Below are 16,467 nucleotides of genomic sequence, written 5' to 3' on the forward strand. Positions count from 1 at the left end.
GGGTGACAGGTTCCCACGTTCCCCACAAGAGCCTGAATCGACTTCACGCCGCCTTTATGCCGGATGCCGCGCAGGCAGTAAACAGGTCGCCCCGGGTGACAGGTTCCCACGTTCCCCACAAGAGCCTGAATCGACTTCACGCCGCCTTTATGCCGGATGCCGCGCAGGCAGTAAACAGGTCGCCCCCTGCGCTTATCCCACAGGAACGACTCCACCATGGTTTTGACATCATCTATACGCTTTCGACACATCATCAACGGTTCACTTTCGTTCGTCTCTTCGATCCCTACCTGATCGGATCATGCCCGACCTTTTCCCATCTCGCTCACCACCACGTCTCTTAAACGCAGCAGCAGTGGGGGGTTTGGTGCCTGCGCCTGTACGCCGACACCGAGGGGCCTGCCCTCATCTCTTGTGTTGCATAGCTGCACGGGGACTTACGTCCCCGGTGCATGCCTTCGTGGCACACCGTCATCAGCATAACGCTCAAATGGCTTGTTCGGGTGGTTGCGCTGCATCCATTTGTCAAACGCATAATTCAAAAACAGATTGGCTAAGAGCGGACTGATAACCCCACCTTGTGGCGTACCCTTGTCCCGAGACTGAACTGTCCCATCCGGCAACTGAACGGGGGCACTAAGCCATCTTTCGATGTACAGCACCACCCACTGGCACGATGTATGTTTCCGTACTGCCCGCATAAGCAATTCATGATCCATACTGTCGAAGAAAGCCTTGATATCCAGATCAACAACCCAATCGAAGTGCCAACACCGACGCCGGGCAGCGCCGACAGCATCAGTAGCGGCCCGACCGGGTCGATAACCATAGGAGTGCGGGTGGAAATGAGGTTCTACTTCTGGCTCCAGTACCTGTTTGACGACCATCTGTGCAATTCGATCTGAAACAGTCGGAATGCCCAGTGGTCGTGTACCACCGCCGTTTTGGGGAATATCTACCCGCCGTACCGGGGGCGGAAAGTAGCTCCCGGATGCCATTCGATTCCAGAGTTTGTAGAGATTTGCCTTTAGGTTCATCTCAAAGTCTGTGATCGACTGGCGATCCACACCCGTACTTCCCCTGTTCGCTTTGATATATTGGTATGCTTTCCACACGATGGCTTTGGAAATATTGAATGACTTTACCTTTTTCAACGGAATCCTCCCATTGCTGGTTGTTCTGTCTTGAAGGCTGAACGATGCAGCCCCTTCGCTCCAATCCCATTACAGGATCTTCCTCACTACTACGGACTGCTCCGCCCCTGTGCCTCGCATCGGTACTCAGATCCTTACGGGGTCTCCGCTTGGATCGCTCCCTTAGCATCGAGGCGACAGGTTCTCACGTTCCGTATCAAAGCCTGTACTCAGTTCACGCCATCTCTATGCCGGTCGCCACTTGGACAGTAAACAGGGCATCCCCCAAGCTGAGCCTGGAATGCAGCTAGTCTCCAGTTTTGACGACATCTTATGCTTTCGACACCTCAACGATGGTTCGCTTGCACTCGTCTCCTGAGCACCTACCTGACGCATTTACCTGCGCCTTTTTCCTTGACGCTCACTACAACAGCTCTTTACTGATGCAGCTCAAGGTGGTTTGGAACCTGCGCCTGTACGCCGATCCCGAGGGACCTGCCCTCATCTTTGATACAGCATTGCACCCGAAGCTTACACTTTGGTGCATTCGTGACACACTAGCCGCTTGAATTCGAAAACCGTCATGCTTGCAATCTATCTCCTTATGCTCACTTTAAATGATAGTGAAATTGCCGTTATGTATTTAACTATGAGATACAAATGATTCATTATTTAAGCACCATCGACATATCAAATCGGCCAACCACTTGTTTTCCTGATGGTTGGCCGATAACGCCCGCCATCTGAAACTTTAATTACCATCAATACATTCTCAAGAATTACCAACGCGTTTGCATTAATAGCATCACGATAAATCGCTTTCCTTGCCTGTTTAGTGATATAAGGTCGCTTGGTTGTTGCCATAACTTAAATTATTTTGAAGATTAATACCGTCTAAGGAGTTAAAATATGAGCAATTATCATTCTGCAATCGATCCAAAAACACCATCGATCAGTGTATTGGATAACCGGAAGTTAAATGTACGCACGCTGGAATATCTACGAACCCAAGCTAGTGAAAACAGTGACGAACTGATCACACTCCATGAGTTCAATATTCAAGGATTTCAGGTAAAAAGTACCGATCCGCGTAAGAATAAAAACCAGAGCGGCCCAAATTTCATTCGCGTCTTTAATCTTGCTGGTCAGGTTCTACGTGAAGAAGGTGTTGATGCTGGCCGAACTATCACCCTCAACGATATTGAAGGTCGTCCAGTATTGACCATCAATGCAACCGGTGTCCGCCAAAACCACACCTATGAAGATAACACCCTACCCGGTCGGCTGCTCACTATCACCGAACAGGTACAGTCCGAAGAGAAAACCACCGAGCGCTTGATCTGGGCCGGAAACACGCCGCAAGAAAAAGGCTACAACCTTGCTGGTCAGTGTGTTCGCCATTACGATACGGCAGGACTCACCCAACTGAACAGCCTTTCTCTGACGGGTGCTGTGCTATCACAATCTCAACAACTGCTCATCGATAACCTGGATGCCGATTGGATAGGCGAAGACCAAAGCCTCTGGCAGAAAAAACTGAGCAGTGATGTCTATACCACCCAAAATACAACCGATGCCACCAGGGCTTTACTTATCCAGACCGATGCCAAAGGCAACATCCAGCGGCTGGCCTATGACGTGGCCGGGCAGTTAAAAGGCTGTTGGTTAACACTCAAAGGTCAAGCCGAACAAGTCATTATCAAATCGCTGACCTATTCCGCCGCGGGACAAAAATTACGTGAAGAACACGGTAACGGAGTTATCACCGAATACAACTATGCACCGGAAACCCAACGGCTTATTAGTATCACTACCCGCCGTCCATCAGACGCCAAAGTGTTGCAAGATTTACGCTATCAATATGACCCAGTAGGCAATGTCATCAGTATCCGTAACGATGCGGAAGCTACCCGCTTTTGGCGCAATCAGAAAGTGGTCCCGGAGAATAACTATACCTACGATTCCTTGTATCAGCTTATCAGTGCCACCGGGCGCGAGATGGCGAATATAGGTCAGCAAAATAACCAACTTTCCTCCCCTGCGCTACCTTCCGACAACAATACCTACACTAACTATACTCGCAGCTACAACTATGATCACAGCGGTAATCTGACGCAAATTCGGCACAGCTCACCGGCTACCCAAAATAATTACACCATAGCTATCACCATCTCGAATCGCAGTAACCGAGGTGTTCTCAGTACGCTGACAACAGATCCCAATCAAGTGGATAGGTTATTTGATGCCGGAGGCCACCAAACCAGTTTATTACCCGGCCAGATGCTGGTCTGGACATCACGAGGAGAATTAAAGCAAGTCAATAACGGTCCAGGAAATGAATGGTACCGCTACGGCAGCAACGGAATGAGACAACTGAAAGTGAGTGAACAGCAAACTCAGAATACCACGCAGCAACAGCGGGTAATCTATTTGCCGGGGCTGGAACTACGCACAACTCAGAATAACGCCACAACAACAGAAGAGTTACACGTTATCATACTAGGTGAAGCGGGTCGGGCGCAGGTACGGGTGTTGCATTGGGAGAGCGCTAAACCAGAAGGTATCAGCAACAACCAACTACGTTACAGCTACGATAATCTGATCGGCTCCAGCCAACTTGAACTGGACAATCAAGGGCAAATTATCAGTGAGGAAGAGTATTATCCATTTGGCGGCACAGCGCTGTGGGCAGCAAGCAGCCAAACAGAAGCCAACTATAAAACTATTCGCTATTCAGGCAAAGAGCGGGATGCCACCGGGCTGTATTATTACGGTTACCGCTATTATCAACCGTGGTCAGGCAGATGGTTAAGTACAGATCCAGCAGGAACAATTGATGGTCTGAATCTATACCGAATGGTGAGAAATAATCCAGTAAGTTTGCAGGATGAAAATGGATTAGCACCTGAAAAAGGAAAATATACCAAAGAGGTGAGTCTTCTTGATGAATTAAAATTTAAATTGGCAGCCAAAAATTCACATGTTGTCAAATGGAACGAGAAAGAAAGCAGTTATACAAAAAATAAATCATTGAAAGTGGTTCGTGTTGGTGATTCCGATCCATCAGGTTATTTGCTAAGTCATGAAGAATTGTTAAAGGGTATAGAACAAAGTCAAATAATATATAGCCGACTTGAAGAAAACAGATCCCTTTCAGAGAAATCAAAAACAAATCTTTCTTTGGGATCTGAAATATCCGGTTATATGGCAAGAACAATAAGAGATACGATATCAGAATATGCAGAAGGGCATAGATACAGAAGCAATCATCCTGATTTTTATGCCGCAACGGATTTCTTCGCTTTAATGGATAAAAGCGAAAAAAATGATTATTCAGGCGAGAGAAAAATTTATGCCGCAATGGAAGTTAAGGTTTATCATGATTTAAAAAATAAACAATCAGAATTACATGTCAACTATGCACTGGCTCATCCCTATACGCAACTTAGTAATGAAGAAAGAGCGCGACTGCAAGAAACAGAACCCGCGATTGCAATAAATAGAGAATATAATTTCAAAGGCGTTGGCAAATTCCTGACAATGAAAGCAATTAAAAAATCATTGAAAGGACAGAAGATCAATAGAATATCAACAGAGGCTATTAATATTCGCTCCGCGGCTATCGCTGAGAATCTAGGAATGCGGAGAACCTCATAAATTTGGTAATAGAACTTTAAATAGAAAATAATATCATTTACTGAATGCGGCTAACGTTCCCTCTGAATGAAAACTCAGAGGGAACCCTTTCACCAATTACAACACGTCAATCGCGTTCAATTCTTTGAAAGCCTGTTCCAGACGGGCAGCCATAGAAACCTGACCGGCACGCAGCCATACCCGTGGATCGTAGAATTTCTTATTAGGTTTATCGGCGCCTTCTGGATTACCCAATTGGCCTTGCAAATAGCCTTCGTTCTTTTTGTAGTAGTTGAGAGTACCTTCCCAAGTCGCCCATTGGGTGTCAGTATCGATATTCATTTTAACAACACCGTAGCTGACCGCTTCTTTGATCTCTTCCGCCGTAGAACCGGAACCACCGTGGAAAACAAAATTCAAACTGTTATGCGGTAGATTGAATTTCTCAGAAACATAGTCTTGAGAGTTACACAAAATTTTTGGCGTCAGTTTAACGTTACCCGGCTTATAAACACCATGAACGTTACCAAAAGAAGCCGCAATAGTGAAACGTGGGCTGATAGCATTCAGTTTCTCATAAGCATAAGCAACATCTTCCGGTTGAGTGTACAGAGCAGAGCTATCCATATGGCTGTTATCAACCCCATCCTCTTCCCCACCAGTACAACCCAATTCGATTTCCAACGTCATATCGATTTTTGCCATACGAGCCAGATAATGGCTGCAAATCTCAATATTCTCTTCCAGAGACTCTTCTGACAGATCGATCATGTGAGAAGAGAATAAAGGTTTACCCGTCGCTGCGTAATGCTTTTCACCCGCATCTAACAGGCCATCAATCCACGGCAGCAATTTACGCGCGCAGTGGTCAGTATGCAGGATAACGGGAACACCATAGTGTTCAGCCATCTGATGAACATGGTGAGCACCAGAAATTGAACCCAGAATAGCCGCTTGTTGACCTTCAGCTTTCAAACCTTTACCGGCAATAAAAGCAGCACCGCCGTTAGAGAACTGAATGATAACAGGAGAACAAACTTTAGCAGCGGTTTCCAACACGGCATTGATTGAATCAGTACCTACACAGTTGACCGCCGGTAAAGCAAAGTTGTTTTCTTTGGCTATAGCGAACACTTTTTGAACATCATCACCAGTGATGACACCCGGTTTTACGAAATCAAAAATTTTAGACATGTTACGTGGGTCCTGTTTAGAGCGGGTAATCAGCCAACCAGCCGTTACCCGCCATGACTTAATTACTGTTTTGCACGTTCTTCCAACATCACAACCGCAGGCAGTTTTTTCCCTTCCACGAACTCAAGGAAAGCACCACCACCCGTAGAGATATAAGAGATTTTGTCAGCAATACCGAACAGGTCGATCGCTGCCAGCGTATCGCCGCCACCGGCGATAGAGAAGGCATCACTATCAGCTATGGCGCGCGCGACAATTTCCGTTCCTTGACGGAAATTAGGGAATTCAAATACACCAACCGGGCCATTCCACAGAATCGTTTTGGCGCTTTTCAAGATATCCGCCAGCCGTTGAGCAGACTCATTCCCCAGATCGAGGATCTGCTCATCATCTTTAATATCGTTGGTGGATTTCAAGGTTGCTTCGGCCGTTTCAGAGAATTCTGTCGCCACACGAACATCAGTTGGCACCGGAATATCACAGCTTATCAGCAATTTTTTCGCTTCCGGGATCAAGCCGTCTTCATAGAGAGAACGACCGACATTGTGGCCTTCCGCGGCAACAAAGGTATTCGCGATACCGCCACCGACAATCAATTGATCAGCAATTTTAGACAGCGTATCCAGAACGGTCAGCTTGGTTGAAACTTTAGAACCCCCAACGATAGCTACCATTGGGCGAGCCGGATTATCCAACGCTTTACCTAATGCCTCTAACTCCGCGGACAACAAAGGACCGGCGCAAGCCACAGGAGCAAACTTAGCCACGCCGTGAGTAGAAGCCTGTGCACGATGAGCAGTACCGAATGCATCCATGACATAAATATCACACAGGGAAGCATATTTTTTAGCCAAGGTTTCGTCGTCTTTCTTCTCACCTTTATTAAAGCGAACGTTCTCCAGCACAACCAGTTCACCTTCCGCGACATCCACGCCTTCCAGATACTCTTTTTCCAGTCGAACGGGGGAAGATAATTTCTCTTCTAGATAGTCTACTACTGGTTTCAGTGAGAATTCTTCATTGTATTCGCCTTCAGTAGGGCGGCCAAGGTGAGAAGTGATAATGACTTTGGCACCCTGTTTTAATGCTGCCTCAATGGTCGGCAAGGAAGCACGGATACGCGCATCAGAGGTGACTTTGCCATCTTTTACCGGAACGTTCAGGTCAGCTCGGATCAAAACACGCTTACCCGCCAGATCTAAATCGGTCATCTTAATTACAGACATGGTGAATCCTCTCATTGATTCTCTAAATTATTTAATCTTGCGCCGTGTGCGGATCTATTATGGACCGTCGATCAACAACAGCTCATTTGAAACCCATAGCAGCCATTGTTAACGTTGTATCCAACATTCGGTTAGCAAATCCCCACTCATTATCACACCAGACTAATATCTTAATCAGATGTTGCCCACTGACTCGCGTTTGTGTGCCATCAACGATCGCGCTGTGGGGATCGTGGTTAAAATCCGTTGAGACTAACGGCAATTCGGTATAGTCAACTATACCACGAAATGAAGTAGCTACTGATTTTTGCATTAATTCGTTGATTTTTTTAACAGTTACTGGAGATTTTACCGTAACACTCAAATCGATGGCTGTAACGTTAATCGTTGGTACACGCACGGAGATAGCTTCAAAACGGTCACGGAACTTTGGAAAAATCCGGGTTATCCCTGCGGCCAGCTTAGTATCCACCGGAATGATAGACTGACTGGCAGCCCGAGTACGCCGTAAATCTTTGTGATAAGCATCAATCACCGGTTGGTCATTCATTGAGGCATGAATGGTTGTCACTGTACCCGATTCAATCTCAAATTCATCATCCAATAATTTAATAATGGGAATAATGCAATTAGTGGTACAGGAAGCATTGGACACAATGCGATCCTCTGCTGTCAGTAAGTGCTGATTCACACCATAAACCACCGTCGCATCTAAATCATTACCCCCCGGATGAGCAAACAGCACTTTTTTGGCGCCACTGGCAAGATGTGCCTTGCCATCGGCTCTGCTGCCATAAATCCCACTGCAATCAAGAACAATATCAATCCCCAATTCTTGCCAAGGCAACATCGATATATCAGGTTGATGAAACAAACGAATATTATCATCACCAACCTGCAACACATCATTATTCAGACGCACATCCCAGGCAAAACGGCCGTGACTAGAGTCATATTTCAGCAAGTGAGCAATTCCTTCGGCATCCGCCAGCTCATTAACAGCAATAACCGCAATTTCAGCCCGGCGCCCAGATTCATAAAGAGCACGTAAAATACTGCGCCCTATTCTGCCGAAACCGTTTATTGCTACCTTGATTGTCATGTTACTCCCTGAATATAGTTATTACCACGCAACCGCTTAGAATAACTGACTCAAGCACTGATGTACTGATTGTCTATCACAAAATTACCAAAACCGAGCACGGAAAACCGCGTCGGACAACAAAATGAAACGATTCAGCTATAAATAATGAGATTACGGGAAAAGGAAATTGATAGCAATAGTAAAAAGTGATCAACTCACACAATGAAAGATTACAAAATAATGACCTATTTATTCGGGGTTATTTAAATAGAACATTCAAAGATTGGCCCTCAGACATAAGTGTATTGAGAGCGGCTATGAGTTACTATATGAGTCACTACACGCCCATAGCCGCCCAAATTAAATATTTGTTCCACCATCCACCGCAATATCCGCACCGGTGACAAAATCAGCCGCCTCACTTGCCAAAAAGCTCACGACGGCTGCAATATCGGTTGTTGAACCATATCGGCCAAGGACAGTTAGCCCGCGCCAGAAATCGGCATTAGGACCATTGACAGGGTTCATGTTCGTATCAATAGGGCCTGGAGAAATCTGGTTCACCGTGACACCCTTTCCGCCAAGATCACGCGCCAGCCCTTTCGTCAAACCAGTCATTGCCGATTTGCTCATCGCATACAGGGTGAAGCCAGCACCTGGAACTCGGCCAGCAATACAACTTCCAATGTTGATAATCCTTCCCCCCTCTCCAAGATACGACGAAGCCGATTGAGCAAACAGGAAAGCAGCTCTGATATTCACCAATATGGTCTGATCCACCGTACCCAGAGGAATATCTGGCAGTGGGCTGAAACTTGAGTCCATGTATCCGGCATTATTAACCAAAATATCAAGGCGGCCAAACTGCCGAATTACCTGATCGATTACTGATGCAATGGCCGCTGCATTCACCGCATCAGCTTGAATCGCCTCTCCAAGACTGCCGCATTTCTGGATATCATCCAGAACGCTTTTCGCTGCAATTGTGTTATTGGCAAATGTAATTACTACATGGGCGCCATCAAGCGCCAAGCGACGGGCAATACCAGCGCCAATACCCCGACTACCGCCAGTAACCAATGCTACTTTTCCAAAGAGACCAGACATACTAACCTCCAAGAATAAAATTCTAATCTTATTATCTAGTTACCGGGTTCACGCGACGTAATGAACGAATTTCAGGGATCAAAGTCACGAGACCCGCAATAGCCATGAAAAATCCAACCCATAGCGGCGCTCGCAAGCCATATCCAACACTAATACACAAGCCACCAAGGAAAGCTCCAACGACAATGCCCAGTGTAATGACCGAGGTGTGCAGCGTATTTACCAAAGGACGTCCGTTAGCAGTCCGCATCACACGTGAAACCATAGCTGGATTCATCGTTACACCAACCAAACCGATGCCAACCAGCGCTAATGCAGCTATTGACTTGTCGTCCGCGAATAGACCAAACAGCAGCAGAAACATGGAAAGCAATACCAGCCCAATCGACAAAGTAGATACCGTATGGCTATCCGCCAACTTCCCAACGACCATGTTGCCGATCACCGTAGCGGCCCCATAGATAAACAATAAACTCGCTACTGCCCCATCACTGTAACCCGTAATATCCTTAAGAATGGGTGTGAAGTAAGTGAATGCAGCGAAGGTAGCGCCTATGATCAGCATGCTGGTGGAAAAAGCACTCCATAACTTCGGATTCTTTAGGGCCGCCAATTCACCTCTTAAGCTAATAGCAGACTGCCTCGGCATGGAAGGGATCCAAACCACACTTACCACACCGGCAATGGCAGCCAAACCTGTTACCGTCCAAAAGCTCTCACGCCAGCCGATATGGGAGCCAATTAGATTAGCCATCGGCAGCCCCAAAATCGTCCCGATCATGATTCCAGCAAGCACAATGGAAGTCGCCCACCCTCGCCGCTGTTCTGCAACAAGTTCTACGCATATCGCCAGAGCAACACCAAAGAAAGCCCCAGAAACAGCGCCAGTGATCAATCTTGCCCCCATGAGTGCACTATACGACTCAGCAAGTGCACCCAACGTCTCGCCACTGATAAAAATCAGATAAAGGATGATGAGGGCTGTCTTGGGTGGAGTCTTCAGCAGCCCTATAGCAAGAAGCGGGCCACCGAAGGCCATGGCAAACGCATACAGGGAAACAAGATAGCCAATTTGCGAGATAGTAACCCCCAAATCGCTGGCCATAACCGGAATCATCCCTGAAACCTGGAACTCACTTGTCACCATAGCGAAAATGCCGAAGCCCAGTATATAGATTGCAGCAGGCAGCGGTTCGTTAGCCTTATCCGTATTCGCCCTACGTGATGCGCTTAGTTTGGAACTAACCATATTTACCTCTTTAACCCCTGGTCAGGGACGTTGAATGTTCAACAATATTTATTGCCTAGGAAATATCGTGATGTGATGCAATTTCTATTTCCCTGGCAGTACTCTCCTCATTGGCTGCTGGTGGCGCAACACCACTGATAACGGGTCGGCCGGCAGCCAAAAAGAATTCTTCCACCCCACCTGGGGTATAGAAGATCAGCATGCGCACGGGGTCGCTGGTACGGTTGATGAAAGCGTGTGGGATGCCCCGTTTGACAAACACGCGCCCCCCTGCCTTGACTTGATACAACACTCCATCGGCCATAATTTCCAATTCACCATCTAGTACAAAAAACAGCTCATCAACATCCTTATGGGCATGTATGGGAGGGCCGCTTGTCGGCGGCACCAGAGCATCCAGCAGTGTCATCATGCCTCCACTGCCCTTTGCATCGAGCAAAATGTGGTACTCATCGCCACTCATCCAAACCTTAGGGCCTGTCCCAGCCGGCAAATAGGTGTGCCTTACATCTTCTACAACCTGCAATGGTTGGTTCTCCACAGTCGTACTCACCATCATCATCTCTCTCGTTAGAAATCTGTAACACAAGCCATTTGGTCTTGTGTGTTGAACGCTATTTCATCTTTGGTAGTCATTTGACGGGCCAGTCTGAAAATCGCGGGTATAGTATTAGGCACGACGGGACTCTCGACACCATTCACTTCAACTGTGAGTAATTGAAGCCATTCATCAGCCGTCGCAATGAAAATGCCTGTCGCTGTTTGAACAATGCATCCTGGGAAATTAGGGACGCCTATATCTACGCCATGAGGCACTATTGCAGATAAAACAACCACCTTGGTACCATCGGGGAGGAAGAAGTGCGCCCCAGGATGACGATATCCTGCCCGGATATGACGCTGTAATGTCTTCGCATCTAAGTTGAAGTCGAGCAGGTAGTCTTGTTCTTGTGGACGACCATAGTAAGTACGTTTACTGAGATCTTGTGGTACACAAGTAAATGCGCCATTTGCAAGCGAAGGGATCAAATCTAACAACATCAGGACATTCTGTTTCTCCTGAAAAGTACGCAGGCTGATAGTCGTTTCCTGGTTAGTCAATGAAATCTGCCGCTGCATAATGATAGGCCCAGTATCTAGCCCTTCGTCCATCTTGATAACGCTGATTGCACTTTGACTCTCCCCATTACGCACCATCCAGAAAAAAGGCGCCAAACCTGCGTAACGAGGCAAAGGACTGGGATGAAAATTGATTGCGGCAATGCGTGGTACTGCCAGAAGTTCCGGGCTTAACAACTGCTGGAAGTTAGCGACTATCAAATAGTCAGGTTCAAGCTTCTCCAGTTCATCCGCAACGCCAGGAGCACTTACTCGCACAGGACGTAAGACTTTAATACCGAGCGCTTTAGCTTCAATCTCTATATCAACCTTCGTGTCGTCATTGACGAAGTAAGAACAGAGGACATTCTCCGGCGACGTGACAACTGCAATCAGTTTTATTAAAGGATGAGCAGAAAGAACTCGAAGAAATGGAGATCCCAATTTCGAATTTATTTCCGAAAATAACACGACTTTCAGTCGATTAGACATACTTCCCCCTGGTTATTATTAAGATATTTAATTATTTTTATTTTTTATATTAGAAAAATGGGCTAGTGGATTTTCCTCCCAGTAATACCTTGCCAGTCAGTTGCAAAATGGAATCTTGTGCAACTGCATGCTGACAAATCGTTTCAGCATCTCGCAACCATCGGTCCATTGGTGCTTTCTTATAAACAGATGCCCCTCCAACAAGGTCATACATCGTTTGAATAATGTTACGGCAGGTACGGAATGCGTTGTATCGTGCAAGCGCGGTTGCCACACGATCATCGATAGAAAACGCATCCCCATTGGCAAGTTTGTTCCACTGTATTTCCAGACTGCCATAGACGCTGGAACGAACAGCGGCCAGTTCCATTTCTGCACTCGCTATCGCTGATTGTACGCGCACATCATCTACCCAAGGGATTTTGGTTTCCCGGTCTATGCGTTGAGCAGCCAAGCCACGCACATAATCCAGGCATGCACGAGCCATACCCAGCGGGACACCAGACATTTTCCTGAGTATCGCATCAGGGGCGCTATGAAGCGGTCCAGACCGATAGGGCTTTGAAAACGAGAAACTGTGCTCTTCAAGAACAAACAACTGATCAGCGGAATAATCTAAGCTACCGCTACCTGCAAGGCCGGTGGTGTACCAGGTATCTTTGATCTGATAATCAGAAGGCTTAGCAACCATTACACGCCATTGCTCTGGCGCACCCGTCTCTGGATCAGGCTCAAGTACACCACCTTTGTAGACAAGACAACCCGCAACCAGCACGTCGCAGTGCGTTATTCCACTACCAAATCGCCAATTGCCGCTAACCTTAAATCCTCCAGTGACTCTCTCTGCACGCCCTTGCGGATGAATCCAACCCGAATTTGCCATATCAAGCGATGAATATATTTGCCGAGCAACATGTTCCGGGAGAAAACCGGAATAGATACCAGAATCCATCCCAATCATGCTGCACCAGGCTGCTGATACGTCACCGGTGGCAATAATTTCAACCAATTCTGTCTGTTGCATTGAAGTTAATTCTGGTCCCCCCCAAGACTTTGGCATGGCGGCACGAAAAACACCCGCACTCCTTAGCAAATTAACGACAGATTGTGGTAAACAACGTTTTTCTTCAATCAAGGTAGAATGTTCCCGCAAGATAGGAACAATCTTCCGCACACTTTTAAGAATATCGACGGCAGTAGAGGGAACTGCTGTAGTATTGCAAGCACTTATATTTACAGTGGACATAGCATTTTTTCTCCCATAATGAGAATGGCCCTTGAGTCATACGTATCGACCAGGAGCAATGATCGAATCTGGATCGAGCAATTGAGTGAATTGACGTACTAATTGATATCCCAAAGGATCGAGAGCTAATTTTTCACGCCAATGCGCGTGGTCAATATCAAGCCGATATGGAAAGAATCCCTCATTAGCAAAAAGCTCATATGCCAGATCCAACGCTTGATGGGCCAGAGTGACTTCCTCAGAATTTGGAGTAAATTTAAACGATACCACTAAATCAATCAGGTCTGCTGAAAGTGCATTGACTGTAGTACCTGCACGTATACCTGTTTTTTCGTAGATTAAATCTATCAACTCAAAAGCTCGGGCAATCGCCTCACCATTAAATGGGATGAACGGCAGGAAAAATATCCAACCGCCTCCGGCAGAATCCACATGATCAGCATCTTGACCAACTGCTGATCTCAACATGTGCTCATTTTGCGAGGGATCCCCAGCATAAGCATGTTCGACAACTTGTAGCACGAAGTCGTTGGATGCAGCCGGAGCCAAGTCTGACTGGGTTACACTAGTGAAAAGTGCGCAAATAGTGGCTTCTTCAACCAATATTTTGGTTATGGCATCTACTCGCCGCGGTGTACCAGAGACACACAAAAGCACCAGATGTTGACCAGGCCGACCTCCATATGACTCAGTGGAAATGGTGTCATAAATTTTAAGAACACCAGAGACAAGCTCTTGAGCTACCCATCGCCGCAATTCCGCGATCGCTGCTCGAAGGTTCTCCCGAGGAAAAGTCAATCTCAGAACACACTGTTTTTCCGGCCGTGGAAGCAATTTGATGACAGCCGCAGTCACGATCCCAAGATTCGACTGTGTGAACAGATGCAATAAAGCAGGTCCAAGCCCATACGGGTTGACGGCAGTTTTCCTGGATTCATCCGGCCACCACCCCACTTTGACTACTTCACCATCTGGTAACACAACCTCCAGCCCGGCGAGATCATCAACCCGCTGACGGCGCAGACCAACACCACGATCAAGTGCATTCCCAACTACGCTAGTGTAGCCAGAGGACGCCGTCACATTCAGCATCCGATCAGTGCCGACCAGAAAACGTGCAAGCTCTACCTGTGTGAAGCCGGGTTCAATCACCGCCCACCCTGATGAGCAGTCGATCTCACGAAGCGCATTTAAACGTCGAAGATCTATTGTGACCACACCGTCGGTTGCCGGTTGTGCCGAGCCCAACCCCCAGTTGCGCCCCGTGCTGATAGCGTGCAATCCAGCATGAGTCTTGAAGCAATTAAAGATCCTAACGATCTCCTGAACTTCCTCGATCGTTCCAGGCCGAATTACAGCACGAATGTCACGATGCCTAAATTGGCTAACATTCCGCCAGCACACAGATGATGCTGTCGAAGCATTCGGTTCGTAACAGGTAATATTTTCCTCTCCAACCAGATACGCTACGCGCTCCAGTGCTTGCCGCAGCGCCATATGATCTACCGGCTGCAAACTTCTACTACTTTGGTTCATGAATATCCCCTTGAAACTAAGAGCTAACTGAATCAGGCGTGTTCGGGTAGGTAGTCAGACAATCTGTATCGGCCGAACGGGTGTAGTGCCAGGCAGGTAAACATGGCAAGGCTCGCTATTCTGTTTCGTCCAATGCACATGGGCGAGCATCCGGATCACTCTAGGGATCATCATCTGACTGTGCAGTTCAGCAGCGCAGAGCATGGGAATTTGCGTCCAGCCAGCCTCTTGTACGGCAAGTGGCGGTAATTCACTGGTCAGATCGGGGGTTATCGTGAAAAAGATGCTAATTAAATCAGTGTGGTGAAGGCCGTTGCTGGCAATGATCCGACTAACCATTTCCACAGTACCTTTGGCTATTAACTCCGGGGTATCGGCTACAACTTGTACCGCGCCTCTAATCGCTCTCAGACAAGAAGCTGATTGTTCGCCTCGTTCTGTTATTCGTTGCATAAAAATCCATCCTTCGTTTCATTATTATGACGGATTTACTTCCACTGTAATAAAGTCCTCAACAGCACCTCACGGCGCTGTGGATCTAGTCTTGATGAAGGCTGTGGAACCTTCAAAGTCAGAATCTTCTCGCTTGAGCGTATTTTTATAAAACCTACTACAAAAATCTATCGCGCTTGCCAAAATTGATCAAGATCTTTATGTTATATTGACTACAAAATATAGAAGCTTATACGAGGAAATTGCATGTCTCGACGAGGAAGACCCCCCAACTTCGACCGGGACATCGCACTTAAACGTGCGATGGAAGTATTTTGGTCAAAAGGATATGAAGGTACACAGTTAGTCGATCTCACCGCTGCCATGAATATCAATCCACCGAGTTTTTATGCAGCCTTCGGAAGTAAAAAGAACGCCTTCTACAAAGCAGTCGACCTCTATATTAAGACGATCGGTGTCCAGTCGATGCAAGCGCTCAATGAAGCAAAAACAGTACGCTCAGGGTTACGCGCGATGTTGGAGAGTACCATCAATATTGCCTCTTCCCATCAGGCTGGAGGATGCCTCCTTGTCCTGGGTGTTGTGAACAATCTAACGGAGAACAAGGAAGTATGGGCTTATCTCAAGGATGCGCGTACCAAAACCCTGGATATGATCCGTGTTCGCCTAGAGCGAGGAATCGCCGACGGTGATCTCCCATCCAATACAAACGTGGATGTGCTGGCGTCGTATTTCCTTGGTCTGACCCAAACTATTTCATTCCAAGCTCGTGACGGAGTACCTCCTGAACGACTTAGACACTTGATTGAACCCGCAATGGCAGCTATTCCAGGCAACTGATTCGAATAACGATCATCTCCTTATCGCAACCGTGGCTATAGAAACTCAGCATATTAAAGATACCTGTAAGTAACTACAGCCACCTTCACGGTTAGTTACCAACAGCCCACCCGCTCAATGACAGCCTTGTTACAAATAAAGGCTAAAACTCGTCTTCATCAGTAGGACAAAAA

Annotated in this window: 15 protein-coding genes and 1 pseudogene; 4 read left to right on the forward strand and 12 right to left on the reverse strand. The window is 47.0% G+C overall.

What is annotated here, in order from left to right:
- Window positions 1-226: hypothetical protein (locus D3222_RS25085; RefSeq protein WP_157975335.1), on the forward strand; the 226-nt coding region annotated here is incomplete at its 5' end.
- A 211-nt stretch (window positions 227-437) separates the two neighbouring features.
- On the opposite strand, the gene ltrA is transcribed toward D3222_RS25085, so the two are convergent.
- Both ltrA and D3222_RS25090 read right to left on the reverse strand, forming a co-directional pair.
- Window positions 438-1,115 carry a group II intron reverse transcriptase/maturase gene (gene ltrA, locus D3222_RS14220; RefSeq protein ID WP_255417039.1) on the reverse strand — a complete coding sequence of 226 codons (678 nt, stop codon included), beginning with the start codon at window positions 1,113-1,115 and terminating at the stop codon, window positions 438-440.
- Window positions 1,116-1,823: 708 nt separating this feature from the next.
- Complete coding sequence (locus tag D3222_RS25090) at window positions 1,824-1,997, reverse strand: hypothetical protein (RefSeq protein WP_157975336.1); 174 nt, start codon at window positions 1,995-1,997, stop codon at window positions 1,824-1,826.
- A gap of 45 nt (window positions 1,998-2,042) precedes the next feature.
- Here D3222_RS25090 and D3222_RS14230 point away from each other — a divergent pair, with 45 nt between their 5' ends.
- Window positions 2,043-4,790, forward strand: coding sequence for an RHS repeat protein (locus D3222_RS14230; protein ID WP_118986752.1), 2,748 nt, complete (start codon window positions 2,043-2,045; stop codon window positions 4,788-4,790).
- A gap of 96 nt (window positions 4,791-4,886) precedes the next feature.
- Here D3222_RS14230 and fbaA read toward each other — a convergent pair whose 3' ends face one another.
- The 10 genes from fbaA to aroH form a co-directional block, all read right to left on the reverse strand.
- Complete coding sequence (gene fbaA / locus D3222_RS14235) at window positions 4,887-5,963, reverse strand: class II fructose-bisphosphate aldolase (protein WP_118986753.1); 1,077 nt, start codon at window positions 5,961-5,963, stop codon at window positions 4,887-4,889.
- Between the two features lie 62 nt (window positions 5,964-6,025).
- Entirely contained in the window at window positions 6,026-7,189 is a 1,164-nt protein-coding gene (gene pgk / locus D3222_RS14240) for a phosphoglycerate kinase (protein ID WP_118986754.1), read from the reverse strand.
- Window positions 7,190-7,271: 82 nt separating this feature from the next.
- Window positions 7,272-8,291: an erythrose-4-phosphate dehydrogenase gene (gene epd / locus D3222_RS14245; protein WP_118986755.1), complete on the reverse strand. Its 1,020-nt coding sequence runs from the start codon at window positions 8,289-8,291 to the stop codon at window positions 7,272-7,274.
- A 342-nt stretch (window positions 8,292-8,633) separates the two neighbouring features.
- Entirely contained in the window at window positions 8,634-9,380 is a 747-nt protein-coding gene (locus tag D3222_RS14250) for an SDR family NAD(P)-dependent oxidoreductase (RefSeq protein WP_118986756.1), read from the reverse strand.
- 31 nt (window positions 9,381-9,411) lie between these two features.
- Window positions 9,412-10,629, reverse strand: a complete 1,218-nt coding sequence (locus tag D3222_RS14255) for an MFS transporter (RefSeq protein ID WP_118986757.1) — start codon at window positions 10,627-10,629, stop codon at window positions 9,412-9,414.
- 55 nt (window positions 10,630-10,684) lie between these two features.
- Window positions 10,685-11,170 carry a cupin domain-containing protein gene (locus D3222_RS14260; protein WP_157975337.1) on the reverse strand — a complete coding sequence of 162 codons (486 nt, stop codon included), beginning with the start codon at window positions 11,168-11,170 and terminating at the stop codon, window positions 10,685-10,687.
- Window positions 11,171-11,199: 29 nt separating this feature from the next.
- Window positions 11,200-12,219 (reverse strand): methionyl-tRNA formyltransferase, encoded by a 1,020-nt coding sequence (locus D3222_RS14265; RefSeq protein ID WP_118986759.1) that lies wholly within the window; start codon window positions 12,217-12,219, stop codon window positions 11,200-11,202.
- A gap of 49 nt (window positions 12,220-12,268) precedes the next feature.
- Window positions 12,269-13,465 carry an acyl-CoA dehydrogenase family protein gene (locus D3222_RS14270; RefSeq protein WP_118986760.1) on the reverse strand — a complete coding sequence of 399 codons (1,197 nt, stop codon included), beginning with the start codon at window positions 13,463-13,465 and terminating at the stop codon, window positions 12,269-12,271.
- Between the two features lie 36 nt (window positions 13,466-13,501).
- Complete coding sequence (locus D3222_RS26040; protein ID WP_232832526.1) at window positions 13,502-15,001, reverse strand: FAD-binding oxidoreductase; 1,500 nt, start codon at window positions 14,999-15,001, stop codon at window positions 13,502-13,504.
- Window positions 15,002-15,055: 54 nt separating this feature from the next.
- Entirely contained in the window at window positions 15,056-15,454 is a 399-nt protein-coding gene (gene aroH / locus D3222_RS14280) for a chorismate mutase (RefSeq protein WP_198672819.1), read from the reverse strand.
- Window positions 15,455-15,757: 303 nt separating this feature from the next.
- Between aroH and D3222_RS26475 the strand changes: the two are divergent.
- Both D3222_RS26475 and D3222_RS26050 read left to right on the forward strand, forming a co-directional pair.
- Window positions 15,758-15,853, forward strand: a pseudogene (locus D3222_RS26475) (TetR family transcriptional regulator); the annotation flags it as partial.
- A gap of 66 nt (window positions 15,854-15,919) precedes the next feature.
- A complete protein-coding gene (locus D3222_RS26050) occupies window positions 15,920-16,294 on the forward strand; it encodes a TetR/AcrR family transcriptional regulator C-terminal ligand-binding domain-containing protein (RefSeq protein WP_232832535.1) in 375 nt (124 codons plus the stop codon).
- Window positions 16,295-16,467 lie beyond the last annotated feature (173 nt).

The organism is Photorhabdus sp. CRCIA-P01, from assembly GCF_003545805.1.
GTDB lineage: Bacteria > Pseudomonadota > Gammaproteobacteria > Enterobacterales > Enterobacteriaceae > Photorhabdus > Photorhabdus antumapuensis.

What these genes read in the sequence shown, in the direction of transcription:
- aroH (WP_198672819.1), bottom strand. Translation starts at nt 15,454, where the DNA reads ATGCAACGAATAACAGAACGAGGCGAACAATCAGCTTCTTGTCTGAGA.
- D3222_RS26050 (WP_232832535.1), top strand. Translation starts at nt 15,920, where the DNA reads ATGCAAGCGCTCAATGAAGCAAAAACAGTACGCTCAGGGTTACGCGCG.
- fbaA (WP_118986753.1), bottom strand. Translation starts at nt 5,963, where the DNA reads ATGTCTAAAATTTTTGATTTCGTAAAACCGGGTGTCATCACTGGTGAT.
- D3222_RS14270 (WP_118986760.1), bottom strand. Translation starts at nt 13,465, where the DNA reads ATGTCCACTGTAAATATAAGTGCTTGCAATACTACAGCAGTTCCCTCT.
- D3222_RS14255 (WP_118986757.1), bottom strand. Translation starts at nt 10,629, where the DNA reads ATGGTTAGTTCCAAACTAAGCGCATCACGTAGGGCGAATACGGATAAG.
- D3222_RS14230 (WP_118986752.1), top strand. Translation starts at nt 2,043, where the DNA reads ATGAGCAATTATCATTCTGCAATCGATCCAAAAACACCATCGATCAGT.
- epd (WP_118986755.1), bottom strand. Translation starts at nt 8,291, where the DNA reads ATGACAATCAAGGTAGCAATAAACGGTTTCGGCAGAATAGGGCGCAGT.
- D3222_RS26040 (WP_232832526.1), bottom strand. Translation starts at nt 15,001, where the DNA reads ATGAACCAAAGTAGTAGAAGTTTGCAGCCGGTAGATCATATGGCGCTG.
- D3222_RS14250 (WP_118986756.1), bottom strand. Translation starts at nt 9,380, where the DNA reads ATGTCTGGTCTCTTTGGAAAAGTAGCATTGGTTACTGGCGGTAGTCGG.
- pgk (WP_118986754.1), bottom strand. Translation starts at nt 7,189, where the DNA reads ATGTCTGTAATTAAGATGACCGATTTAGATCTGGCGGGTAAGCGTGTT.
- D3222_RS14265 (WP_118986759.1), bottom strand. Translation starts at nt 12,219, where the DNA reads ATGTCTAATCGACTGAAAGTCGTGTTATTTTCGGAAATAAATTCGAAA.
- D3222_RS25090 (WP_157975336.1), bottom strand. Translation starts at nt 1,997, where the DNA reads ATGGCAACAACCAAGCGACCTTATATCACTAAACAGGCAAGGAAAGCG.